This window comes from Paenibacillus tyrphae (assembly GCF_000722545.1).
In the GTDB taxonomy this organism is placed as follows: Bacteria; Bacillota; Bacilli; order Paenibacillales; family NBRC-103111; genus Paenibacillus_G; species Paenibacillus_G tyrfis.
On sequence record NZ_JNVM01000013.1, the window covers coordinates 106982 to 127364 of the forward strand.

The following is a 20383-nucleotide window of genomic DNA, read 5'->3' on the forward strand; positions in this document are numbered from 1 at the left end:
GGGAGACCTTGAATAGGCACAGCTTCATTTGCCGACTTTTTTCTTGAAGGAGGCTTCCAGCTCATTCAAAATTTGCCTCCCTCCCTGCGCTTTCCATTTGTCCGCGAACTCGTCGAACTTCTTGATGTCAGCGCCCATAATGATCTGCGTGAAGACCGAGTCGCGGAGCGTGTTCAACTCTACGAGCTTGGCAATTTTGGTCGGGGAATCCAGGTAATTGGAGGCGTCCGTAATCTGGAACTTGTTGTTGATCGCCACGTCCAGCGCCTGCGAATGACGAATCGGAAGCGATTCCAAATAATGCGGCCAGCCTTTCAGACCTGGAGCGAACAGATAGCTTTGAATGCCGCGGAAATTCCCGTTCTTATCCTGCTGCGTCTTCGGATCGATTAGATCGGTCACGACCGACATCTTGACGTTCTCGATCCTATAGTCCACTCCTTCGATGCCCCATACGGTCAGCATCTGATTCTCGGGGGACAAAGCCTTCTCGATGATGGAGAGCACCTTCTTCGGATCTTTCGTCTTGGCGCTGATCGCATGCATTTGGCCGAACGGCGCCCCGGCCGGAGTGACCGCTTTGCCTTCGGCACCGACAAGGGAGCCCGTCAGCGTCAAATATTTGAACAGCTGATTGGACTGATCCGCAAGCTTCCCGTCCGCCGGCAGTTTGCTGCTTTTCTTCAATTCATTGGTTTCCACCTGCGTATCATAGTCGTTCGCCGTCGACCACCAGCCCATCCAGGAAAACAGCTTGCCGCTGTATAGCTTCGCCCGCAGCTGCTCTTCCTTGATCGTGGCGAACTCCTTGTCGATCAGGCCTTCGGCATACATCTTCTGCAGATACAGCAGCGCCTCTCTCATCTTCGGATCGATGTCGTAATTGCCGAATTTGCCGTCCTTCTCGGTGAAATACCCCGGCGTCACGCCGAAGGCGCCGAAGATGTGATCGAAGGAATTGTTGGCGTATTTCTGCTGGCCGATCTGGGCCGTATAGCCGCCGAGCGGGATGACGTCCGGTTTCTCGGCTTTCGCCTTCTTCAGCAGATTGTAGTACTCATCCAGCGTTTTGGGCACCTGCGCGCCCAGGCCTTCCATATAATCCTTGCGCAGGACCAGGTTCCAGCGGTAGCCGGCGCCCGGGCCTCCCTGGTAAGGAATGCCGTAGATTTTGCCGTTGACTTTGGCCTGCTCGAACACGTCCTTCGGCACTTCCTTGAGAATATTCGGCGTATCCTTCTCGTTGATCAGATTCGTTAGATCGAAGAAAGCGCCCTGCTGCGCGTATTTCTGGAAATCGTCGGCGAAGTCGATGCGGACGACATCGGGAATGTCGCCGCTCGACATCTTGAGGTTCAGCTTCGTTTTGTACTGCTGGACATCCACCATTTCCGGCACGATCCGGATATTGAGCTTTTTCTCGATCGCTTGCTTAACCGCATCCTTGGACGGATCGTAAGGCTTGGAGATGTCCTGTGCCTTCAGCCATTTAAACGAATAAGGCTCTTCCGTTTGCGGCGATGCCGACGCCGATGAAGCGGACGGCGAAGGCGCAACAGCAGCCGGATCGGCGGCTTTGCTGCAACCTGCGATGGTGACGGTGCCGACCAGCAGCGCGGCAAGCGCGCCGTACGGATAAACTTTGACTGGATAGATCATGTGAACAGACCTCCTCAGTTTATCTTATCTATTTGCGCCTCAATGGGTTGAAGCCTGATCGTGGCCGATCAGCCCTTCACGGAGCCGATCAGCATGCCCTGTTCGAAGTGCTTTTGAATGAACGGATACAGAACTAGCATCGGCAGCGCTACGATGACGATCGCGGCCATCTGAATGCCGATCGTGGGTGGGGGCGTCGAGCCGGCCGCTTCCAGCAGTTCCGGCGGAAGGCTCGAGCTGGCGATGATCGTGCGGAGCACGAGCTGCACGGGCGCTTTGTGCCAATCGGTCACATAGAGCATGGCGTTGAAGAAATCGTTCCAGTACACGACCAGATACAGGAGGCCGATCGTCGCAATGACCGGCTTCGATAAAGGCAGCACGATCTGCCATAAAATTCTGAACTCGGAAGCCCCGTCGATCGAAGCCGATTCGCGTAAGCTTTCGGGGATGCCCTCGAAGAATGATTTCATGATGATCATATTGAAAGCGCTGTAGGCCATGACCAGCATCAGGACGTAGCTCGTATTCAGCAAACCGAGCTGCTTGATCGTGATATAAGTCGGGATCATCCCGCCCTTGAACAGCATCGTGAAGACAAAGTACAGCATCGCCGCGCGTCTGCCGGGCAGCTTCTTCTCGGCCAGCGCATAGGCCGCCGTCGTTGTAAGCAGCAGCGCCAGCAGCACGCCCCCTACCGTATTGCGGATCGTATTGCCGTAAGCCGAGAACAGAAGCGACCCTTCCTTCAGCAAATACGCATAGTACTCGAAGCTAAGCGCGGCCGGGAACAAAATCAGGCCGTTCTTCTCGCTGAAAATATGGTACGGTGTCACCGATACGGAAATGACATACCAGAACGGAATCAGAATGATCATAGTGATGACCGTCAGAATCGAATAGTTGGCAGCGACAAAAGCGCTCTCTCCTTTGGTAAGCTTCATCGGTTCTCTTCTCCTTCGTCAGAATATGCCGGAATCGTTGACCCGCTTGGCGATTTGATTGGCGGCCAGCATCAGGACGAGCCCGATTGCGCCTTTGATGACATCGGCGGCAGCGGCAAGGCTGAGGCTGAACTGCTCGATGCCCACGCGGTAAATGTACGTATCCAGAATATCCCCGACCTCAAAGACCATCGGATTGTACAGGTTAATGACCTGATCCAGCCCGGCGCTCATAATATAGCCGACCCGCAGGATGAAGATGACGATGATCGTTCCGGTTATGCCCGGCAAAGTGACGTGGACAATGCGTTGAAACCTCGAAGCTCCGTCCATAATCGCCGCTTCGTATACCTCCGGATTAAGCCCGGCGATGGCGGCCAGGTAAATGATCGCGGCCCAGCCCATTTCTTTCATCGCATCCGTGACGACGAGAATTGTCCGGAAATAAGCCGGCTCGACGAGCAAATAAGCCGGATGGCCGCCGAAAAATTCGATGATTTTGTTAATGACCCCGGTTTCCGGCGATAGCAGCAGCGTGATGATCCCCCCGTACACGACCCAAGAAACGAACCTCGGCAGATAGACCGCCGTCTGGAGCGTCTTTTTGAACCATGCAACCCGAATTTCATTAAGTGCAAGCGCTAACAAGATCGGGCAAATGAAGCCGCTGATCATTTTGTATAAACTGATCAGCAGCGTATTCTTGAAAGCATTCAGGAACATCTCCGATTCGAACAGCATGCGGAAATATTTCAATCCGACCCATTCGCTGCCGGAGAAGCCCTGAATGGCGTTGTAATCCATGAAGGCGATGCTGATTCCGTAAAGCGGCAAATAATCGAATAGGAAAACCCATATGAACGCGGGCAGCAGCAGCGCATACAACAGCCGATACTTCCATATCCTCCTCATCTGCCTGAGCAGCGGCGTTTCTTTCGCTGCGGTGAGCTTGGCGGTCGCGCGTTCCATTTCTTTCTCCTCCTTTCCGATCTCTGTTTCCGGCCTCGCCTGAAAAACGTCGGCTAGAAGTCGTCCTCCTTGAACATCGGTATGAGAGTGACGGCAAAATCGAACGCTTTCTCGTCGAACCGGTACGGCTCCCCAAGCTCAGGTCCGCACGAATTCGAGCCGACGCCGCTCATCTTATAATCGAGCTGCACGATCGTTTCCTTACGGCGGACAAGCTCGTGGTTGTGCGCGGCCTCCGTCAGGTCCTGCGGCGTATAATGCGCAGCCTGGAAGGAGAATGATTTTCCCCCTTGAAAGAGCAATCCCATCCCGAGCGCATTGGCGACAGTCGCCCAGGCCGTGTCGTACCGGGAGCCGTTCTCCTGCGGCTTGATATAGGGCTCGAACATCTCGTCGACGGTCATGGCGTACCGGCCCTTCTTGACGCTCTGCCTCTTGTCGATATAGCTCTCATGCGGCCCGTTGCCGGCGTACTCGACCTGCTCCATTCCCGCCGGCATTGTGAGCTGCAGGCCGAAGCGGGGCAGGAACGGCAGATTCTCCCGGACATTCACGCGGACATGAAGTGCGATCGCTCCTTTACCGTCGATATGCCATACCGCTTCGCCGTGCAGGTAGGGATGGCGGATATAGCCGGAGAGGGAGAAATTGACCCGGATCTCGACCGTTTGTTCGTCCGGACGCTGCCACTCTGCACGGTACACTTTGCAGCCGGCCCGGTCCAAGCCTTGAGCCAGCCATTTTTTCTTCACCTGCATGTCGTTGTCCGTCGGAGCCCGCCAGATGTTGAAGGCCGTAGGGGCAGCGATCATAGGAACGCCATGCTTGCTGATCTCCACGAACACCCCTGCGCGCAAATCGAACGTATGCCGAAAATCGAACCCTTCTATCGTCAGCAGACCGCCGCTCTCCCCGACTTGAACGAATGGCGGGGCGTCCTCCTTCCTGCTGCAGGGGGTCGCCGCTTGGCCCTCCTCGAACTGCCGGAACATCACTTCATGCCCGGCCTCCGCCCAGCGCGTTTCCTCTTTCAGCCAGCATGACAGATGCAGCAGCATTTGACCCTCCGGCATCTCCGGCCACGCGTAGGGCAGCTGTACAATCTGTTCGGCGTGCGGAGCGGCGTCCAGCTGCCACACCGTTCCCTGTGCGAGCATCCGGCCGTCCTGCTCCAACTTCCAGCGCAGCGCAATGTGCGATAAATCGGTGAAATCGTAAAGGTTCGTTATTTTCAGCTTGCCGGCCTTCAAATCGTACCGTTCGATGCGAATAGGCGCGATGACCTGCTTCAGCTCCAGCAATCCCTTGTGGGGAATCCGATCCGGCGTCACGAGGCCGTCGATGCAAAAATTGCCGTCGTTCGGCATGTCGCCAAAGTCGCCGCCATAGGCAAAATAGGGAATGCCTTCCGGCGTCTCCGTCTTCACGCCATGATCGCACCACTCCCAGACGCAGCCGCCCATCAGCTTCGAATTCCGGTAGATCACATCCCAGTAGTCCTTCAGATCGCCAGGACCGTTGCCCATCGCATGGCTGTACTCGCACAGGAACAGCGGCTTGGCTTGGCCGGCGTCCCGGGCGTACGCCTCGATTTCCGCCGGCGAAGCATACATCCGGCTCTCCACGTCGAGACCGCTTACGTCGGCATGGCCCTGATACACCGGGGCTGCCCCCTCGTAGTGGACAGGCCGGGAATCGTCCCGGGCCCGGGTCCACGCCGCCATCGCCATATGGTTTTCGGCGTAGCCGGATTCGTTGCCCATCGACCACATGATGACACAAGGATGGTTCTTATCGCGTTCGACCATGCGGACCGCCCGATCGACAAAAGCAGCACGCCAATCCAGGTCGGCGGACAAGCGGTGTGAAGCGCCATCCGCCCAGTCCTCGGCGATTCCGATGCCATGACATTCGAGATCGGCCTCGTCGACGACATAGAAGCCGAATTCGCTGCACAGCTCCAGAAAACGAGGATCGTTCGGATAATGGGAGGTGCGGATCGTGTTCACATTGTGCTGCTTCATCAACTTCAGATCCTTGATCATATGCGCCACGGGGATCGTCTGGCCGAGCTCCGGGTGGGAATCGTGGCGGTTCACGCCCTTGAGCTTGACCGGCCTGCCGTTGATAGCGAAGACGCCGTCCGCTATCGTAATCTTTCGGAAGCCGACCGGCAGCCGGATAACTTCCTCTCCCCCGAGTACATACAGCTGGTATAAATGTGGCTGCTCGGCGTTCCAGAGCTGCGGCTTCTCCACCGTCAGCGCAACGGCGTCTTTGCCTTGTACGGTCTTGCCGCCTGTCGCCGCGACATGTCCTGCCGGGTCCCGCAGTTCCACCTGCACGTCCACGCCGTCGCTCCCTTTGGTTTCGATTTCGACCAAGAGACGGGCCGAATTGAAATCTTCCGAGAGCTCCTGCTTGGCGAAAATGTCGCGTACATGCGAGCGGTCGCGCGCCAGCAAATACACATCCCGGAAAATGCCGGAGTAGCGCCACGCATCCTGATCTTCCAGGTACGTGCCGTCGCACCATTTCAGCACCATCACTGCGATCCGGTTGCGGCCCGTTCGCAGATTGCCCGTCAGATCGAACTCCGCCGGCACCCGGCTGCCCTTGCTGAATCCGGCAAAGGCACCATTCACCCAAACGTAGAAGCAGGAATTGACTCCTTCGAACACGATCGTTTTGTCTTTGGCCGCCCACTGCTCTTGGAGATGGAAATCCCGGACGTAAAGGCCAGCCGGATTGTCGTCAGGCACGTAAGGCGGGTCGCATGGAATCGGGTAGTTAACGTTCGTATAGTGGAGCTGATCGTAACCGCTTACCTGCCAGCAGGAAGGAACAAGCAGATCGTCCCAGCCGCTGACCTCGGCGTGCTCCAGATAAAACCCGTCCTCCGCTTGATGTACACTGGGCAAGTAGCGAAATTTCCAATTGCCGTTGAGCGTCTGATAGAAGGACGATCTTCCTCTTTGTCCGGCTTTGGCCGATTCCGTATCTGCATAGGGGATATAGCTGGCTCTAGCCTCCTGGCGGTTGATATGCAGTACATTAGGGTCCTGCCAAATGTGGTTGCTGGTGAACAATCGAATCGCTTCCTTTCAGCCGGTTGATAATTCTGGTATCTACGCTAAAATTATAGTGCGATAGCGGTTACGGTCACAGATACGAAAGCGGACAATATCTAGTACAAAACGGACATATTGAGGTGACGCATGGACCATCTTCATCTTCGAAGCAATTTAACCGGCCCGCTTGATCCGGACATCCCCTTCACCGTCTATACTGTCGGCACGGAGGAGCAGCAGCTGTTGACGCGCTTGGAGGGATTTTCTGCGAATCAGCTCTTCCTTACGTTCTCGGGAACAGGGTATTTTCGGCTTCTTGGCGAGGACAACAGGAGCCTGGTCACTCCCGGGACACTGCTGTACATTCCCGCAGGGCTTCCCTACGAGTGTGGGCCTCAAGGGGCGGAGCCCTGGAGTGTCGGGTACCTGACGTTCGTGGATCGGCAGGAGGAACGTAGTGGGAGCGATCATGGCGATGGCGGCTACGGCGGATGTGGGGGAAACAAGGGGCTTTTGGCTAACTGGGGCTTCGGTTCAACCTTCTTTCGCGCTCCACTTCGGAATTGGAGTCGGTTGTATGATCTCCTACAGCGGATTTGGGGCCATTCCGGCCCGAATTATGACCCCTGGGTGACGGCCGAGCTTCTCTTCTCCTTCTGTCTGGAGATAAAAAAGCAGCTCGCAGCGGACAATGAAAGGGCAAACGCAGCAGTCACGGGTGCGGATCGCTATCCCCATTCCGTCGTCTACCGTGCCACCCGCTTCCTGCAGGACCATCTGCAGCGTAATCTCACGGTGACGGAGCTGGCGGCCCATGTCGGCTATTCGCCCAAGCAGCTTACCCGGCTATTCCGAGAATCGCTGGGGACGACTCCGCTGCAATACATGCAAAGAATTCGTCTTCAGACGGCAGCTTCGCTGCTGGAACAGCAGCCGTCTATGGCAATCCGGCAGGCTGCGGCTCATGTCGGGATGGAGCCGGTGTATTTTACCCGCTTGTTCCGCAGGCTGTTCGGCGTTACGCCATCGGATTTTGCGGACGGCAAAAAGGGCTAGACAGGACATGTGAAAGGCAGCCTGTTCCGCCCTGCACTGCCGGGCCGAGCCGGTCAGCTTGCCCGGGGGAATTGTCTTGGGCCCGCACCGGCTCCGGACAAGCCTAAGGCCCGACCGCCGCTATGCGGGATCGGGCCTTTTCCGTTACAACTGCGCCGTGGTGATGACCGGTCTAACCTCCACTTGTCGAATATCCATGGACGCGACTGGTCCTACGCTTTTCAGCGAAAACCCGACGCCGCCGGCCGGCAGCGTGCTGTCGATGAACGTCGTGACGACCGTTCCGTCGATCGTAAGCTTGTATTCGGCTCCGCGGACTTCAACTTGATACTGGTGCCAATCCACCGTATCAAAGCCGGGCAGAGCGGAACCGATATCGACCGCGGTCCCCACCTGTTCGTTCGCCGACGAGTTGGGATATTTCCATAATTCTACGAATTTCGTATTTTTAAATTCCAAGAAGTAATAGCCGGTGCTCGATGCGTACCGGAACATCGTTCGGAAGCGGTCCCCCTTGGCGGTGAAGACCAGATTGTAATCGGAAACCGTGTAAGGAAGCGCGGACGGCTTCACCACAGCCCGCTGCGGGAATGCAGCCGTTGTCGCGCCCGCGAGCCGGGCTTCGGTACCGCTGCCTTGAATTTGCCATGCCGTGCTGCCGAACAGATCCCACTGGCCGAGCCCCCCGGTAAAGCTGTCCGCAAACAGCGGCTCTGTCGTCACTGTGACCGTGCAAGCGGCCGTTTTGTGTCCGTCTTCCGTAGTTACGCTGACGACCGCGGTTCCGGGAGCTAACGCCGTTACTTTCCCGGCCCCATCGACCGTTGCCACCGACGGGTTGCTTGAGCTCCACGTCACTTTTTGGTTCGTCGCTTCCGCCGGAACGATTGCCGCCCTCAAGCTGGCCGCGGCCCCCGCTGCCAGCGACAGCGCGCTTTGATTCAAGGTAACGCCGGTTACATGCCGCACGCTTTGCGTCGCGAGCCCTACATCGTCGAACCACGCCGTTCCCGTGCCTTTCAACCGCAAGTCAATCCCCAGCTTGGCCGCATCGGCCGGTGCCGTCGCAGTGACCTCGATCGGCGTCCAGTTGCTCGTTCCCTGCACATCATTGGAAAAGTACGTCCTTCCGGTGACCGTAGTCCCGTCGCTCTTATAGAAGGTGATGCCTGCACGGGCGCCGTCGGTCGCGTTGACCTGATCCGTCTTGGCCCAAGCCTTGAGCGTATAGGCGGACCCGGGGTCGACGGCAATCAGGCGATCGCCGGCAAGGCGCCAGCCGCCTTCATCGCCGGATGCCGTATTCTCGACTTTCACCGAATGGCCGTACGTTCTGGCCGTGACCGTGTCCCAAGTGGAGACCGGGGTTCCTGCCCAGACGCCGTACGTCCAAGCTTCGGGTCCGTCTGTCCCTTGCTCGAAGCTGCCGTTTGGCACCGATGCGGCCTCGCCTTGCTTGGTAATCGTCCAATTGGCAAAGTTATATGTCAGTATCTCCCCGCCTTGAGCTGCCGTGAATAGATCGGAATTTTGATCCTGCTGAAGCCACGGCGTATCGAATAGCTTGAAAGCCGAATACGGGATGGGATTGCCGTTGATCCGGTGCGTATTGTTATAGGCGCCTGCTCCATCGTCGAAAGTGATGTCCAACGTATCCCCGCCGAGGCTCTTGTAAATCAACCGCGGGTTCGCCTCATTGATATGAGAGCTGTCCATCGTCGTATTCGTCAGCACCGCATTCTTGAAGCTCGCGAAATCCGCATATTCCGAGGCGTCGGCAGTTTCAAGCACCCACCCGTTTTTGTCCGCCTGGCTGCGAAGAATGTTGTAGTTGTAGAAGAGCTGCTTGGTCGGATGCAGCTGCGCCGTCGTCTTGACTTTGTTCGCCGGATCGGTCGGCGTCTGGTAGTACCAGGCGTAAGGCTTGACCATCTTGAAGGCAAAATACATCGGGCCGGCATTGTTGAAAACCCATCCGGCCTGCTCCTCCCGGGTGACGATCGAGCCGGTATCCGGGAACATGGCGTTGAGATAGTTCGAGCTGGGGCTGTTCAGCAGCTTGTACACGGCTACCGCCGTTTTGCCGTTCTGCATGATCCGGTGGTTCGCAGGCTGGTCGTAATTCCCGATCGGACTGTCGCCCTGATCGGCATTGACCCTGAACAGCGGGTTCGGCTTGGCGGACTGCCAGCGCAGCGCTACCGGAATATCCTCGATCCAGTTGTCGACCCGGTTGTAGGTCACCTCGCTGGCCAAGCCCCATGTCGGGCGGACGTACGCCTGACGGTACGTTTTCAAATTGCGGCCGCTCGAATTTTGCAGATTGGTTTTGCGCGATTGGTAGTTTTTACCTGTCAATTGCCCGATGCGAACGGCCATTTCCGGCGGCGTATAGCTCATTCCGTTGTATATGACCATACCCAGGTACTCCAAATAAGGACGGTACGCCGAAGGTACGAAGCTGTCCGATTCGCCGACGCCTTCCTGTGCGCGGTTCCCCCCGAAATACATCCAGGACAGCGCCGTATGGTCCGCCCCGCGCCAACTAAGATCGCTCGCCGAAACGGAATCGCCTTTGGCCCGGTTGGACGTGGAAATGAAGGTTCCGTCAATCCAGTCGTTGGCCCATTCGAACCACATGACGTCCATAGCCATCTTGACCTTCTGCTTAAAAGCAGGCTCGTCCGTATACTGGTACAACGCATTCAGACAAAAATACGTCATAAACGTATATTCGGGACTTTCATATTCGGCCCAGCCGTAATGAACCCCGGCATCGATCATCGCTTCGATGTTGGTTCTGTTCTCGCTCTTCAGAACCGCCCCCGACTTGCCGTTCAGATCCTGCAGATCGGGCAAATACTGCCCCACCAAATAGCCGGCCGTATAATTGCTCATCCGGAGATTCTCGGTCTGCGGCAGCTTGGCGTACGCATATTGGGAAAAATACGATTTGACATGCTCTTTCATCGTGCTGCTGAATTGATCGCCGATCATAAGATACGCATACATTTTGGACACCGTTTTATACTGCTCCGGATCGTAAAGTTGGAACATTTTATCGATCTTTTGCAGGTTGACCGCCACGTTCTGTCCGTCGAGAATTTGGGCGACGTACTGCGAAATGTTGAGCTGTAGCCCCATTTCGGACATGGTCTTGGTCTTATCCCACAGCCACTGCCGTCTGCTTTGGACCGTTCCCGGATAAGGCGAGCCGGAGCCGTCCGACGGGGTCACCTCGCCGATGCTCACCTGATCGAATTCCGCACCGGCCAGCTTGCCCGGGTTGTGGCTCGTCACCGCCAGGCCGATATACACGGTTTCCGGCAGCGTGAGCGCCGCTTTCTTCACCAGCGCCCAATGGATTCCGTCTATCGAATCGTAGGCGCTGATCACGTTGTTCGCCCGCACCAGCTTCACCCAATAAGGCGCCGCCGCTTTCGTCCCCGCCATCGAGGTGGAGGCGCCCCCCGCTTGCTGGCGGTCCTGGTAATAGACGCCGCTGCCGGGTGTAACCGCAATCATCGCATACGGCGACTGCTCCGACATGCCGCCCCGGATCATGACCCCAGACTTCGTCCAAGTGACGCCGTTCTCGATGTTGGAGACGCGCGCCACGATCTGCCCGTCCCCTGTCCAAGGCCGGTACACGTAATGGAACGCATCCTCCGTTCCCCAGATATCGCTCCCGGAGCCCTGCACCTTGAACCGGCCAGCGGCCGCATCGAAGACGGCGCTGCCGGCCGTCTTCACATCGCCGATATCGCGGTTGCCAAGGGGCGCAGGGAGTCCCCCTGCCGACGGGTCCGTCGTGACGGCAAGCTCACTGCTGGCCGCAGATACGTTCCCGGACCCGTCCCGGGCTTTCACGGCGAACCGGTAAGTCGTTGAAGGCGACAGCCCAATGGCGCCGTACGACGTCGTGGCACCGCTTACATAACCGCTTAAAACGCCGTCCCGGTAAATGTCATACCGCGTAACGCCCACATTGTCCGTCGATGCCGTCCAAGTCAGATTGACGCTCGTATCCGTTTTCCCCGCTAGCGTTAAGCGGGAAGGGACCGAAGGGGGCTCCGTATCCTCCGCCTGTTGGCTCCTTACTTCGGAAATCGCCAAGTCGTCGACAATATACGCCTCGTCGGTCCCGCCGGTATCGACACGCACCGAGAATGCCAGCTTAATGCTCGTAATATTGCGCTGGCCGCCGTTCGGGTACACCTTGAACCGGTAGGTGGCCAGATCGCTGTCATCCACGGTCTTCAGCACGTCCGGTTGGCCGCTCAGGTAAGCTGCCGTCCCTGCGATGCTCGGATAATCCACGGGAAAACGCGGGACCAGATTATTGTCGTAAGGGGCGAACTGGATCTGCGCATATATATCTTTGGCGACAGGCTTGTCGCTGGCCGCGCTGCGCAGGAGCTTGTAGGAGAAGACGAACTCCACCGGGGAACTCCCGGCTGGCCTATTGTAAATTTCGTTAATCCGGTCCTTGAGGCTGCCGCTATTCAGTTGGTAATAGAAATAACTGGCCAGGTTCGACCCTTGCGACGCATCGCGAAACTCCAGCGCATTATTGCCGTTAACCTGAACGATCCGCTGCGACCCTCCGGTCGTGCTCTTATCGAGCGTAAAGGGACTTGTTCCCCCGTCAAAATGCGTATCCATATCCGCTGCCAACAAGTTCACGAGCGTATACGGCCCGCTTTCCGCCGCGTATAGGGCAGGCAGATTGCACAGCGCAAGCGCCGCTGTCAGCAGCAGGCAGAGCCATCGTTTACTTTTCCCCAGCATCATCGATCCTCCTCGATAAATCGATTTCGAACGACCGCAATCATTCGCTGTTTTGTTCCCGGTACTGATTAGGCGTCAACCCCGTATACTTTTTAAACGAGGTAAAGAACGTCGTTTTCGATTGGAAGCCCGATCTCTCGGCAATATCGAGCACGGGCAAATCCGTGGAAACCAGCAGTTTTTTGGCCTGCTCCAGCCGCTCTTGATGGATGAAATCAGATAACGTCACCAGATACGTTTCTTTGAAGACCAGCCGCACATAACTGACAGAAAGAACCAGGTAATCGGCAATGCTTTCCAGAGTGAGCATAGGATCGTGAAGGCGCTGCTTCACGTAGTCGAAAATTTCCGAGGCTAATTCTTCCTTCCGGTTGGACGTCGAATGCTTGAGCGCAACGCTGTCGATGATTTTGACACACTGGCTGTAGATCCAATCCTTCACATCCATGAGCGTATCGAACTTCTGAAGGAGCAAGTCCGCTCCGCCCGTCTCTTGATCGGCTATGACTTTATTGAACGCCTTGAACATGTAGAAAAGCAGCAGCTTCAATTGAAATTGGCACTCGGCATAGGTCAGGGTTTGCAGTCTGGCGAACAGCTTGTCGAGCTGCTCGCGAGCCTTCTCCTTGTGCGATTTGCGCACCGATTGGATCAACTCCTGCACCAGCTTCTCATCGAAATCCGGCTTAGGCTCCGACCAATAAGGGCCCAGGTCCTCTTCCGCATACACCTTATCCTGCTCGTTGAAGAACCGCAGCAAGGTCAGATCGCATGTCCGGTCGTACACGGCTCGAATATTGCTCTGCACCGCCGTACGCCCGCTTAGCGCGACAGTCACCCGGAACTGCAGCCAATTGCCGATCTCCTGCCGGGCCTCGTACAACGCCTGCGCGGGCGACACGCCCTGCCCGCCTCCGCCGATCATCACGACCAGATGGTCGCTTCCGAGATCGACGGTCTCGGATATGAAGCCATGCTTCGCCAGCACCTCTCCCGCAATGTTGCCCATCGCATAGAGGAGCAGCTTCCTCGAAGCGTAGGAATAGCGCTCCGAGAATGCTTGAAAGCGGTTAATCCGCATGACAGACAAATAAATATCCGAGCTCAGCAGCGCTTGCAGACGAAGGCCGCCCGTTTGCAGGAAGGCTTCGTTATACGTGCCTTGAAGCACCCACTGCCGCATGAATTCGTTTTTGATCACCTCCTGATGGTTGCGGATGACATTGTTCATCTCTTCCATCGATTTGACCATATGATCGAGGCCCGACTTGATAATTGCGAACTCCGTAATCCGCTTGTTGCCGGGAGCGGGCATCGTGGAAGCCACGGTTTCCTTCATCTGGCTGGCCAACTGGCTGAACGGCTTGAAATGCCGGCGCGAGTTCCAGAAGGTCAGCGCCGAGAGCAGGAGGAGCAGGAACAGGCACATGCCCAAAATTTCCAGCTCGATCCTGTCGATATTTTTGCTGATATCTTTCAATTTGACGGTGGAGTAGAGTGTCCAGTCCTCGACTTTAAACGCATGGGCATGAATGAGATACACGTTGTCGCCCAGGTACACTTGATGGTTTTTCAAATCCGGCTGAAGCAGCCTGGTATCGAAAGCGTCGGAGCCACCGAGAATGACATGCCGCTCGCCGTCCACAATGCGGATGCTGGCAGTCGCATCATTCAGATTTTGGAGCAAATACTTCTCCAGCAGACCTTTGTCCAGCAGGATGACGACATATCCTTGGCCGGCGATTGGCGAGCGGTTCGACGGCACCGTCAGCGCCAAATACGATTGGCCTGCCAGCGTGTGGTCAAAAAATCGCAGCATCGTCGGAGGACGCTCGCTCATGCGGGTCAGCATCGCCTGATCCTCGAAATCCGCAAACGTATGGATGCCGTCCTTCGAATTGATGACCTGCCCCGTCTTCCGGTTCACCAGATACGTCGAGGCGATGTACGACTGCAGGCTCATATATTTGGATACCGACTTGAACGCGGCAGCCGCAGACAGCGGCTCGTTCTGATCGGACATTAACCAATTCGTAATTTCGGGGTCCTGGTAAATATTCAACGCGTACGAACGAAGATGATCGAGCTGGTATTCGAACCCCTGGCTCAGGCTGTCCGTCTTTGTCGCCATTAATTGATTGATATCCTCATAAGCCTGCCTGGAATATTGCTGCCTTAACAAATAGGAGAATAACAGAATAATAACCGTAAATAACAGGCCCATATTCAAAAAATTTCGAAGGTATGTTTTTTCCGGCAGTAACCGCAGCATCTGAACTCCCCTTCATCGTTTCTTGTCCCCTATATTAAAGCACAAATATCGGCATCTGTGAGGTTCGATAATGGCTGATGAAGCCGATTTTACTTCTTGGCGAGAAAAGTGTCGATCTGCTTCTGCTCTTCCAGCTGAATTTTTTTGGCTAAAGGCGCCGCTTCCGCCTTGAATTTGGCCCAATACGATTCGGGATCGACAACGCCGTTGAACAAAGCCGAGTAGTATTTCGCCTCCATGCTGGTGTACTGGGAAATCTCGTTGCTGACCGGAGCGTTGTTGAAGGTAAACCCGGACAGCTTGTCGATCGTAAAATTGCCGGCGTCCGCCGTCCACTTGTTGAGCTTCTTGGTCTCCTCGTCCTGGCTGGCGTCCTGCCGGTCGGTCGTCGGATTCCATACCCATACGTAAGGGAACCATTTGTAGCCGTCGCCTTTGAATTTATACTGGTCGTCCCCGACCGCTTCCCAGTTCTTGTCCTTTATGCCGTAGACCAGCAAATCGTAGTTTTCCTTCTGGTTCGCCCAGTCCAGAAACTGAATCGCTCGCTCCTTGTGCTTGCTCACGACGGGAACCGAGATGAAATTGTATTGCAGCGAGTTCGTCAGCACGGCGCCTTTGGTCAAATTCATGAAGGTGACCGCTTCGAACTCCGCTTTGGGATTGCCGCTTTTCAGCGCCTTCTGAATGTCGTCCTTCACCCCGAAATCGTTGCTGACCACAATCGCGGCTTTGCCCTGTTTGGCCGGCTCCATCACCTCCTTGATGGCGAGCACGTCCGGACTGATCACTTTATCCTGATACAGCTTGCGCGCGTTTTGAATCCAGGACCAGACCGCCGGCTCCATCTCGTCGAACAGGTTGTAGATTTTGCCGTCATTGTTCTTCGTGTACAGGATGAGGGATTCGGAGAGCGCAGGACTCGGTTGGATATTCTCCTTATTATCCGCCCAATAGTGCCTGTAAGCGCCTTCAGATAAGCCTTTGTTTACATCCTGGCCTGCCGGAACCAGCGGAGTAATGTTCGGCACCTTCTCCTTCACCGCGTAGGCGAATTTGATCAAGTCGTCATAGGTTTTGATCGGCGCGATACCGAGCTGCTCGCGAAGATCTTTCCTCACATAGTACACGCGGCCCTGCACGAAGGAATTGCCGTTGGGGATTCCCATGATCTTCCCGTCGAATTTGTTGGCGTCCCACATTTGCTGCGGGCGGTTCTTGAGAATGTTGGGCCCGTACTGCTTCAGCAGATCGTCCAGCGGCTCATAGCTGCCCGCGGCGATTTGCTGAGTCAGGTGCAGCCAGGGCGCATCGAAGATCAGATCGATGTTCTCGCCGGAGGACAGCGTCACCTGCGTTTTTTGCGCCAGATCGGCCCATGGCACGAAGACCACGTCCAGCTTCACATTCAGCGAGTCGGCCATCCGTTTCTCCGCTTCCTGAATCACGGCATCGAAATCTTTGGGCCTGTCCCCCGGCACCATAATCTTGAGCGTAACGGGGTCCGGTTTCTTCGTCCCATCCCCCTTCGCCGTGCTTCCGGGCGCGTTCGTCGCGTCGGAGCCGGCGTCCGAATTGCCGCTGCAGGCCGCCAGCAAGCTTGTCAGCAGCACCAATGTTATTGCAGCACCTGTCCATTTTTGCATCTTCATGTTGCCGTTCCTCCTGTGTTTGTATGGTACCGAGAGAGAGCTCGGGTGAATCCGCGGTGCGCTCAGCCTTTCACAGCGCCGATCGTAATGCCTTTTACGAAATACTTTTGCAGAAACGGATACAGAAACACGATGGGACCGATCGTCAGGCAGACCGTCGCCAGTTGGATAGCGCTCGTCGGCGCCGATACCTGGTAGCTGGCGCCGCCGCCGACATAGGCGGAAACGTTGAGATTCGAAATCAGCTGACGAATCATGAGCTGCAGCGGATGCAGCTTGTAATTGTCGATGAACAGCAGCGATAAATACCAGTCGTTCCAGTACTGGATCGCATAGAAGAGCGAGACCGTTGCAATCACCGGCGTCGAAATCGGCAATATAATTTTGTAGAAGAGCCGGATGTCGCCGGCTCCGTCAATCGTGGCGGCCTCGTTGATCTCAAAAGGCAGCGATCTGTAGAAGGCCACGAGAATGAACGCATAGAACGGATTCAACAAATACGGAAGAATGAGCGCCCAGAGGGAGTCCTTCAGGTGAAGCCAATTGGTCACCATGATGTAGAACCCGACCAGACCGCCTCCGAGCACCATCGCCAAATAGGTCAAAAAGGAAAGCCCATGGCGGTACTTCACCTTCGGATGCGCCAGCACGTAGGCGAACATGGCGGTCATGACGACGGCGAGGACGGTGCCGACCGCCGTTACAATCAGCGAGTTCTTGTAGCTGGTGAGGAACTGGCCTCCTTGCAGCAAATACTTGTAAGCGTCAAGGCTCCACTCGCTTGGCAGAATCTGGTACCCATACTGAAGGAAGCTCGCTTCGGAAGCGAAGGAGTCCGCCAGAACGATCCAAAAGGGAATAACGCAGATCAGGCTGAAACCGATAATGAACAGATAGATGAACCCCACAAACATTTTCTCCCGCCAGGACGTATCCGTCCGGATTCGCGTCCGTGCCGTTTTGTCCGGTGATGCCTTAGCTATGGCTTCCATAAGCCCCTCCTAAAAAAGACTGGAATCGGGATCGATTTTCTTGGCGATCCGGTTAAAAATCAGGATCGTCACGAGTCCCATCATCGACTGGTACAAGACGACGGCCGACGACATGCCGAAGTTGCCTAACTGGCGCAGCGCGCGGAACGAATACGTATCGATGACGTCCGTCGTCGGGTATAGGATCGAGTTGTCGCCGATAATGCCGTAGATCATCCCGAAATCCCCGAAGAAAATGCGGCCTACGCCCAGCAGCATCAGCACGACGATAACCGATCGGATCGAAGGAATCGTAATATGAACGATTTGTTGGAACCGGGTCGCTCCGTCGATCTTCGCCGACTCGTAGTATTCGGAGGAAATGCCCACAATCGCAGCCAAAAAGATAATGGAATAGTACCCGGAAAACTTCCAGATGTAAACCAGCGTCAGCAGAAACGGCCACAAATGCACGCTTTGATACCAGTTCACTCCATCGATCCCCGCGCTCTTCAGCAAGTTGTTCACCAGCCCCTCCGTGCTCATGAATGCGAGCATCATCAGACTGACCACCAGCCAAGAAATGAAATAAGGAAGGAAAATGAACGACTGGCTCAATTTCTTGATCAGCGCGGACCGGACCTCATTGACGATAATCGCCAGCACGATAGCGATCCCGATCCCGAAAATAAGAAAAAGCAGATTCAGATACACCGTATTGAACGTAACCCGCAGCCAATCGTGTCCTCCGAAAAAAAACTTGAAATTATCGAAGCCGACCCACTGGCTGCCCCATATGCCTTTCACGGGCTGAAAGCGTTGGAACGCGATCAAATGGCCCAGCATCGGAATATAGGAGAAAATAGCCAAAAAGATCATGCCGGGAACCGCCAAAATATACAACTGACGGTTTCTTGTAATCTCCCTCACGAAACTCATAATTCTGATACTCCTTCCCGATTGTCGAAGTCACCGTTGTCTCACCTATTCACCATAAAGAATCCGGCGGACGTTGCCTAGTTCGAATACTGCTTCTTCTGGAGCAAAAGTCAATTTTCAAACCTGTCGCACAATCGGAACTCGCTTACCGCCTAAGAAAACATAAAAAGCATACGATTGCCTGTACGGCGAAAGTATGCTTTAATCATTTTTCTGTGGTCAGGAGCCTAGCAAAATGTCAACGGAAGCTTCCTCCAGCGCGGCCCTCAGCTCCTCGCCCGGAGAACCGTCCGTCACGATGCGGTGAATGCCGTGCAGCGGGGCGAAAGAAAACAGGTCCTGACGGCCAAACTTCGTATGGTCTGCCACGACGTTCACTTCCGTGGCCTTCGCAATGGCCAACTGCTTGATTTCCGCCTCGTGCATGTTCGAGTTGCTGTAACCGTGCTTGACCGTTATCCCCGTCGTGCCGATGAACACGCGGTTGAACGCCATTTTGGCAAGAGCCGCAGCGGCTACCGGCCCTACCAGCGTGGCGGTGTTGTCCAGCATTGCGCCGCCGATCACAATCGTCGGGATGCGCTTGTCCTGAAGCTCCGCAGCAATGTTCAGCGCGTTGGTGACGACCGTGATTTGCCGGTCCGGCTGCAAATATTTGGCGACCTGAAGTGTCGTCGAGCCCCCGTCGAGAAAGATGGAATCCCCCGGCTCCACCAGGGCGGCAGCCCGCTTGCCGATGCGCGCCTTTTCCTCGATGAGAACGCTGGTCCTCTCTTGCAGAGCGATATCTTTGCCGAGCAGGATCGCGCCGCCGAATATCCGCCGGATATAGCCCCAATGCTCCAGCTTTTCCAAATCTCTGCGCAGCGTCATCTCGGTAACGTCGAACATGATCTTCAGCTCGGCGATTTTCACCTCACCGTCTTCCGCCATCCGGTTCAAAATCATCTGTTGGCGTTGGTTCAATTGGTGTAACGTCATGCGAAACCTCATTTCTTAATCGTCGATGCCTCTATTATCCCAACAACTCATGCCAGGTTCAACTCGAGCCGGTAATTGACCGTTTCTCCCGGCTCCAAAAAGACGAGCGTGCCCCGCTTGCGTTCCATAGCCCGGCCCGCGACGCCGCAATTGGCGGGCTCGATCCCGAGCACATGCATGCCGGCGCCCGGCATTTTCCACTGCAGGAGGTTCGGCAGCGTATCCGCCGACCATCGCAAGACAGCCTCCACCTGCCGCCCTCCGTCCGGCAGCGGGAAATTCCGGTTCACGATGCGGACTGCCGGATCGGTGACGCCGGCATGCAGGTAGACGCGCTCCTGATAATCGGGGTCGGGGACCTGCCACGTATCGTAGCCGTCCACAGGCGTCTGAGGCTCGCGCGCCCGCACGTTCGCCGCCGGGAAGCGGATCGCCGTATTTTCGTCCATCAGGGGGAAGCCGAAGTTGAAGTGATAAAGCATCATATGCGGACAGCGCCGGAAGCCCATATTCCGCACCTCGTCCTCGATCCGAATCGAATTTTGCCCGAGAAAGCTGCTAATCCGCCTCGTCAACCGCAAATAGCCGCCGAATAAGGACGCCTCCTCGACGATGCCGGTGATGCGCATTTCCATCTCCTCGCCGTCCCAATTGCTTGCCGCAGTCACCTGCCTGGCAGGCGTATGATGCGCCCGCCCGTGCAGCCCGAGCGGTTCGCCTTCATCCTCGCAAGCCGAACCGACCTGCATCATACCGCAGGTCATCAGCAGACCGCCCGATGCCGTCCTCAGCCAGCCGTCGCCCTGCGCTTCATAGTAACGGGGATGCACATCCCCGTTGCACGATTGCCAGCTGATCGGCACGCCGCAGTAATCGGCCATGGCGATATCCAATCCTTTGGTAGGCGTCACCCAGTAGCTCAGCCCCGCTCCCGTGCGGACATGCAGCTGCTCGACGCCAGCCTCCCGCCCCTCGGCTGCGACCCACCGCCGAATACCGGCGATCTGCTCGATCCGTCCTACGCGCGCCTCCAATTCCCGTCGCGACCATTCCCTGCCGTACAGCTTCATGGCGCAGC

Annotated in this window: 12 protein-coding genes; 1 reads left to right on the plus strand and 11 read right to left on the minus strand. The window is 56.1% G+C overall.

Annotated features, from left to right (window positions below; translation table 11 throughout):
- Positions 1-24 precede the first annotated feature (24 nt).
- From ET33_RS17040 to ET33_RS17055, 4 genes are all read right to left on the minus strand, one after another.
- The gene (locus ET33_RS17040) at positions 25-1659 is read right to left on the minus strand and encodes an extracellular solute-binding protein (RefSeq protein ID WP_036684114.1); all 1635 of its coding nucleotides are present in this window, start codon (positions 1657-1659) and stop codon (positions 25-27) included.
- Between the two features lie 68 nt (positions 1660-1727).
- Complete coding sequence (locus ET33_RS17045) at positions 1728-2603, minus strand: carbohydrate ABC transporter permease (protein ID WP_036684116.1); 876 nt, start codon at positions 2601-2603, stop codon at positions 1728-1730.
- Between the two features lie 18 nt (positions 2604-2621).
- Entirely contained in the window at positions 2622-3572 is a 951-nt protein-coding gene (locus tag ET33_RS17050) for an ABC transporter permease (RefSeq protein ID WP_036684117.1), read from the minus strand.
- Between the two features lie 53 nt (positions 3573-3625).
- Positions 3626-6661: a glycoside hydrolase family 2 TIM barrel-domain containing protein gene (locus tag ET33_RS17055; protein WP_036684121.1), complete on the minus strand. Its 3036-nt coding sequence runs from the start codon at positions 6659-6661 to the stop codon at positions 3626-3628.
- A 129-nt stretch (positions 6662-6790) separates the two neighbouring features.
- Here ET33_RS17055 and ET33_RS17060 point away from each other — a divergent pair, with 129 nt between their 5' ends.
- Positions 6791-7699: an AraC family transcriptional regulator gene (locus ET33_RS17060; RefSeq protein ID WP_036684127.1), complete on the plus strand. Its 909-nt coding sequence runs from the start codon at positions 6791-6793 to the stop codon at positions 7697-7699.
- A gap of 144 nt (positions 7700-7843) precedes the next feature.
- Here ET33_RS17060 and ET33_RS39490 read toward each other — a convergent pair whose 3' ends face one another.
- The 7 genes from ET33_RS39490 to ET33_RS17095 all read right to left on the minus strand — a co-directional run bounded on the left by ET33_RS39490 (position 7844) and on the right by ET33_RS17095 (position 20375).
- Positions 7844-12490 carry an Ig-like domain-containing protein gene (locus tag ET33_RS39490; RefSeq protein WP_051775398.1) on the minus strand — a complete coding sequence of 1549 codons (4647 nt, stop codon included), beginning with the start codon at positions 12488-12490 and terminating at the stop codon, positions 7844-7846.
- Positions 12491-12530: 40 nt separating this feature from the next.
- Positions 12531-14762 (minus strand): AraC family transcriptional regulator, encoded by a 2232-nt coding sequence (locus tag ET33_RS17070; RefSeq protein WP_036684130.1) that lies wholly within the window; start codon positions 14760-14762, stop codon positions 12531-12533.
- Positions 14763-14851: 89 nt separating this feature from the next.
- Positions 14852-16414 carry a DUF3502 domain-containing protein gene (locus ET33_RS17075; protein WP_051775399.1) on the minus strand — a complete coding sequence of 521 codons (1563 nt, stop codon included), beginning with the start codon at positions 16412-16414 and terminating at the stop codon, positions 14852-14854.
- 62 nt (positions 16415-16476) lie between these two features.
- Positions 16477-17406: a carbohydrate ABC transporter permease gene (locus ET33_RS17080; RefSeq protein WP_081890357.1), complete on the minus strand. Its 930-nt coding sequence runs from the start codon at positions 17404-17406 to the stop codon at positions 16477-16479.
- Between the two features lie 9 nt (positions 17407-17415).
- Positions 17416-18324, minus strand: a complete 909-nt coding sequence (locus tag ET33_RS17085; protein WP_036684133.1) for an ABC transporter permease — start codon at positions 18322-18324, stop codon at positions 17416-17418.
- A 219-nt stretch (positions 18325-18543) separates the two neighbouring features.
- Entirely contained in the window at positions 18544-19305 is a 762-nt protein-coding gene (locus ET33_RS17090; protein ID WP_051775400.1) for a DeoR/GlpR family DNA-binding transcription regulator, read from the minus strand.
- Positions 19306-19352: 47 nt separating this feature from the next.
- A complete protein-coding gene (locus ET33_RS17095) occupies positions 19353-20375 on the minus strand; it encodes an aldose 1-epimerase family protein (RefSeq protein WP_051775401.1) in 1023 nt (340 codons plus the stop codon).
- Positions 20376-20383: the final 8 nt, after the last annotated feature.

Excerpts from the sequence above, each read along its gene's own strand:
- ET33_RS17095 (WP_051775401.1), bottom strand. The coding sequence starts at position 20,375 with ATGAAGCTGTACGGCAGGGAATGGTCGCGACGGGAATTGGAGGCGCGC.
- ET33_RS17080 (WP_081890357.1), bottom strand. The coding sequence starts at position 17,406 with ATGGAAGCCATAGCTAAGGCATCACCGGACAAAACGGCACGGACGCGA.
- ET33_RS17085 (WP_036684133.1), bottom strand. The coding sequence starts at position 18,324 with ATGAGTTTCGTGAGGGAGATTACAAGAAACCGTCAGTTGTATATTTTG.
- ET33_RS17040 (WP_036684114.1), bottom strand. The coding sequence starts at position 1,659 with ATGATCTATCCAGTCAAAGTTTATCCGTACGGCGCGCTTGCCGCGCTG.
- ET33_RS17075 (WP_051775399.1), bottom strand. The coding sequence starts at position 16,414 with ATGAAGATGCAAAAATGGACAGGTGCTGCAATAACATTGGTGCTGCTG.
- ET33_RS17050 (WP_036684117.1), bottom strand. The coding sequence starts at position 3,572 with ATGGAACGCGCGACCGCCAAGCTCACCGCAGCGAAAGAAACGCCGCTG.
- ET33_RS17090 (WP_051775400.1), bottom strand. The coding sequence starts at position 19,305 with ATGACGTTACACCAATTGAACCAACGCCAACAGATGATTTTGAACCGG.
- ET33_RS39490 (WP_051775398.1), bottom strand. The coding sequence starts at position 12,490 with ATGCTGGGGAAAAGTAAACGATGGCTCTGCCTGCTGCTGACAGCGGCG.
- ET33_RS17045 (WP_036684116.1), bottom strand. The coding sequence starts at position 2,603 with ATGAAGCTTACCAAAGGAGAGAGCGCTTTTGTCGCTGCCAACTATTCG.
- ET33_RS17070 (WP_036684130.1), bottom strand. The coding sequence starts at position 14,762 with ATGCTGCGGTTACTGCCGGAAAAAACATACCTTCGAAATTTTTTGAAT.
- ET33_RS17060 (WP_036684127.1), top strand. The coding sequence starts at position 6,791 with ATGGACCATCTTCATCTTCGAAGCAATTTAACCGGCCCGCTTGATCCG.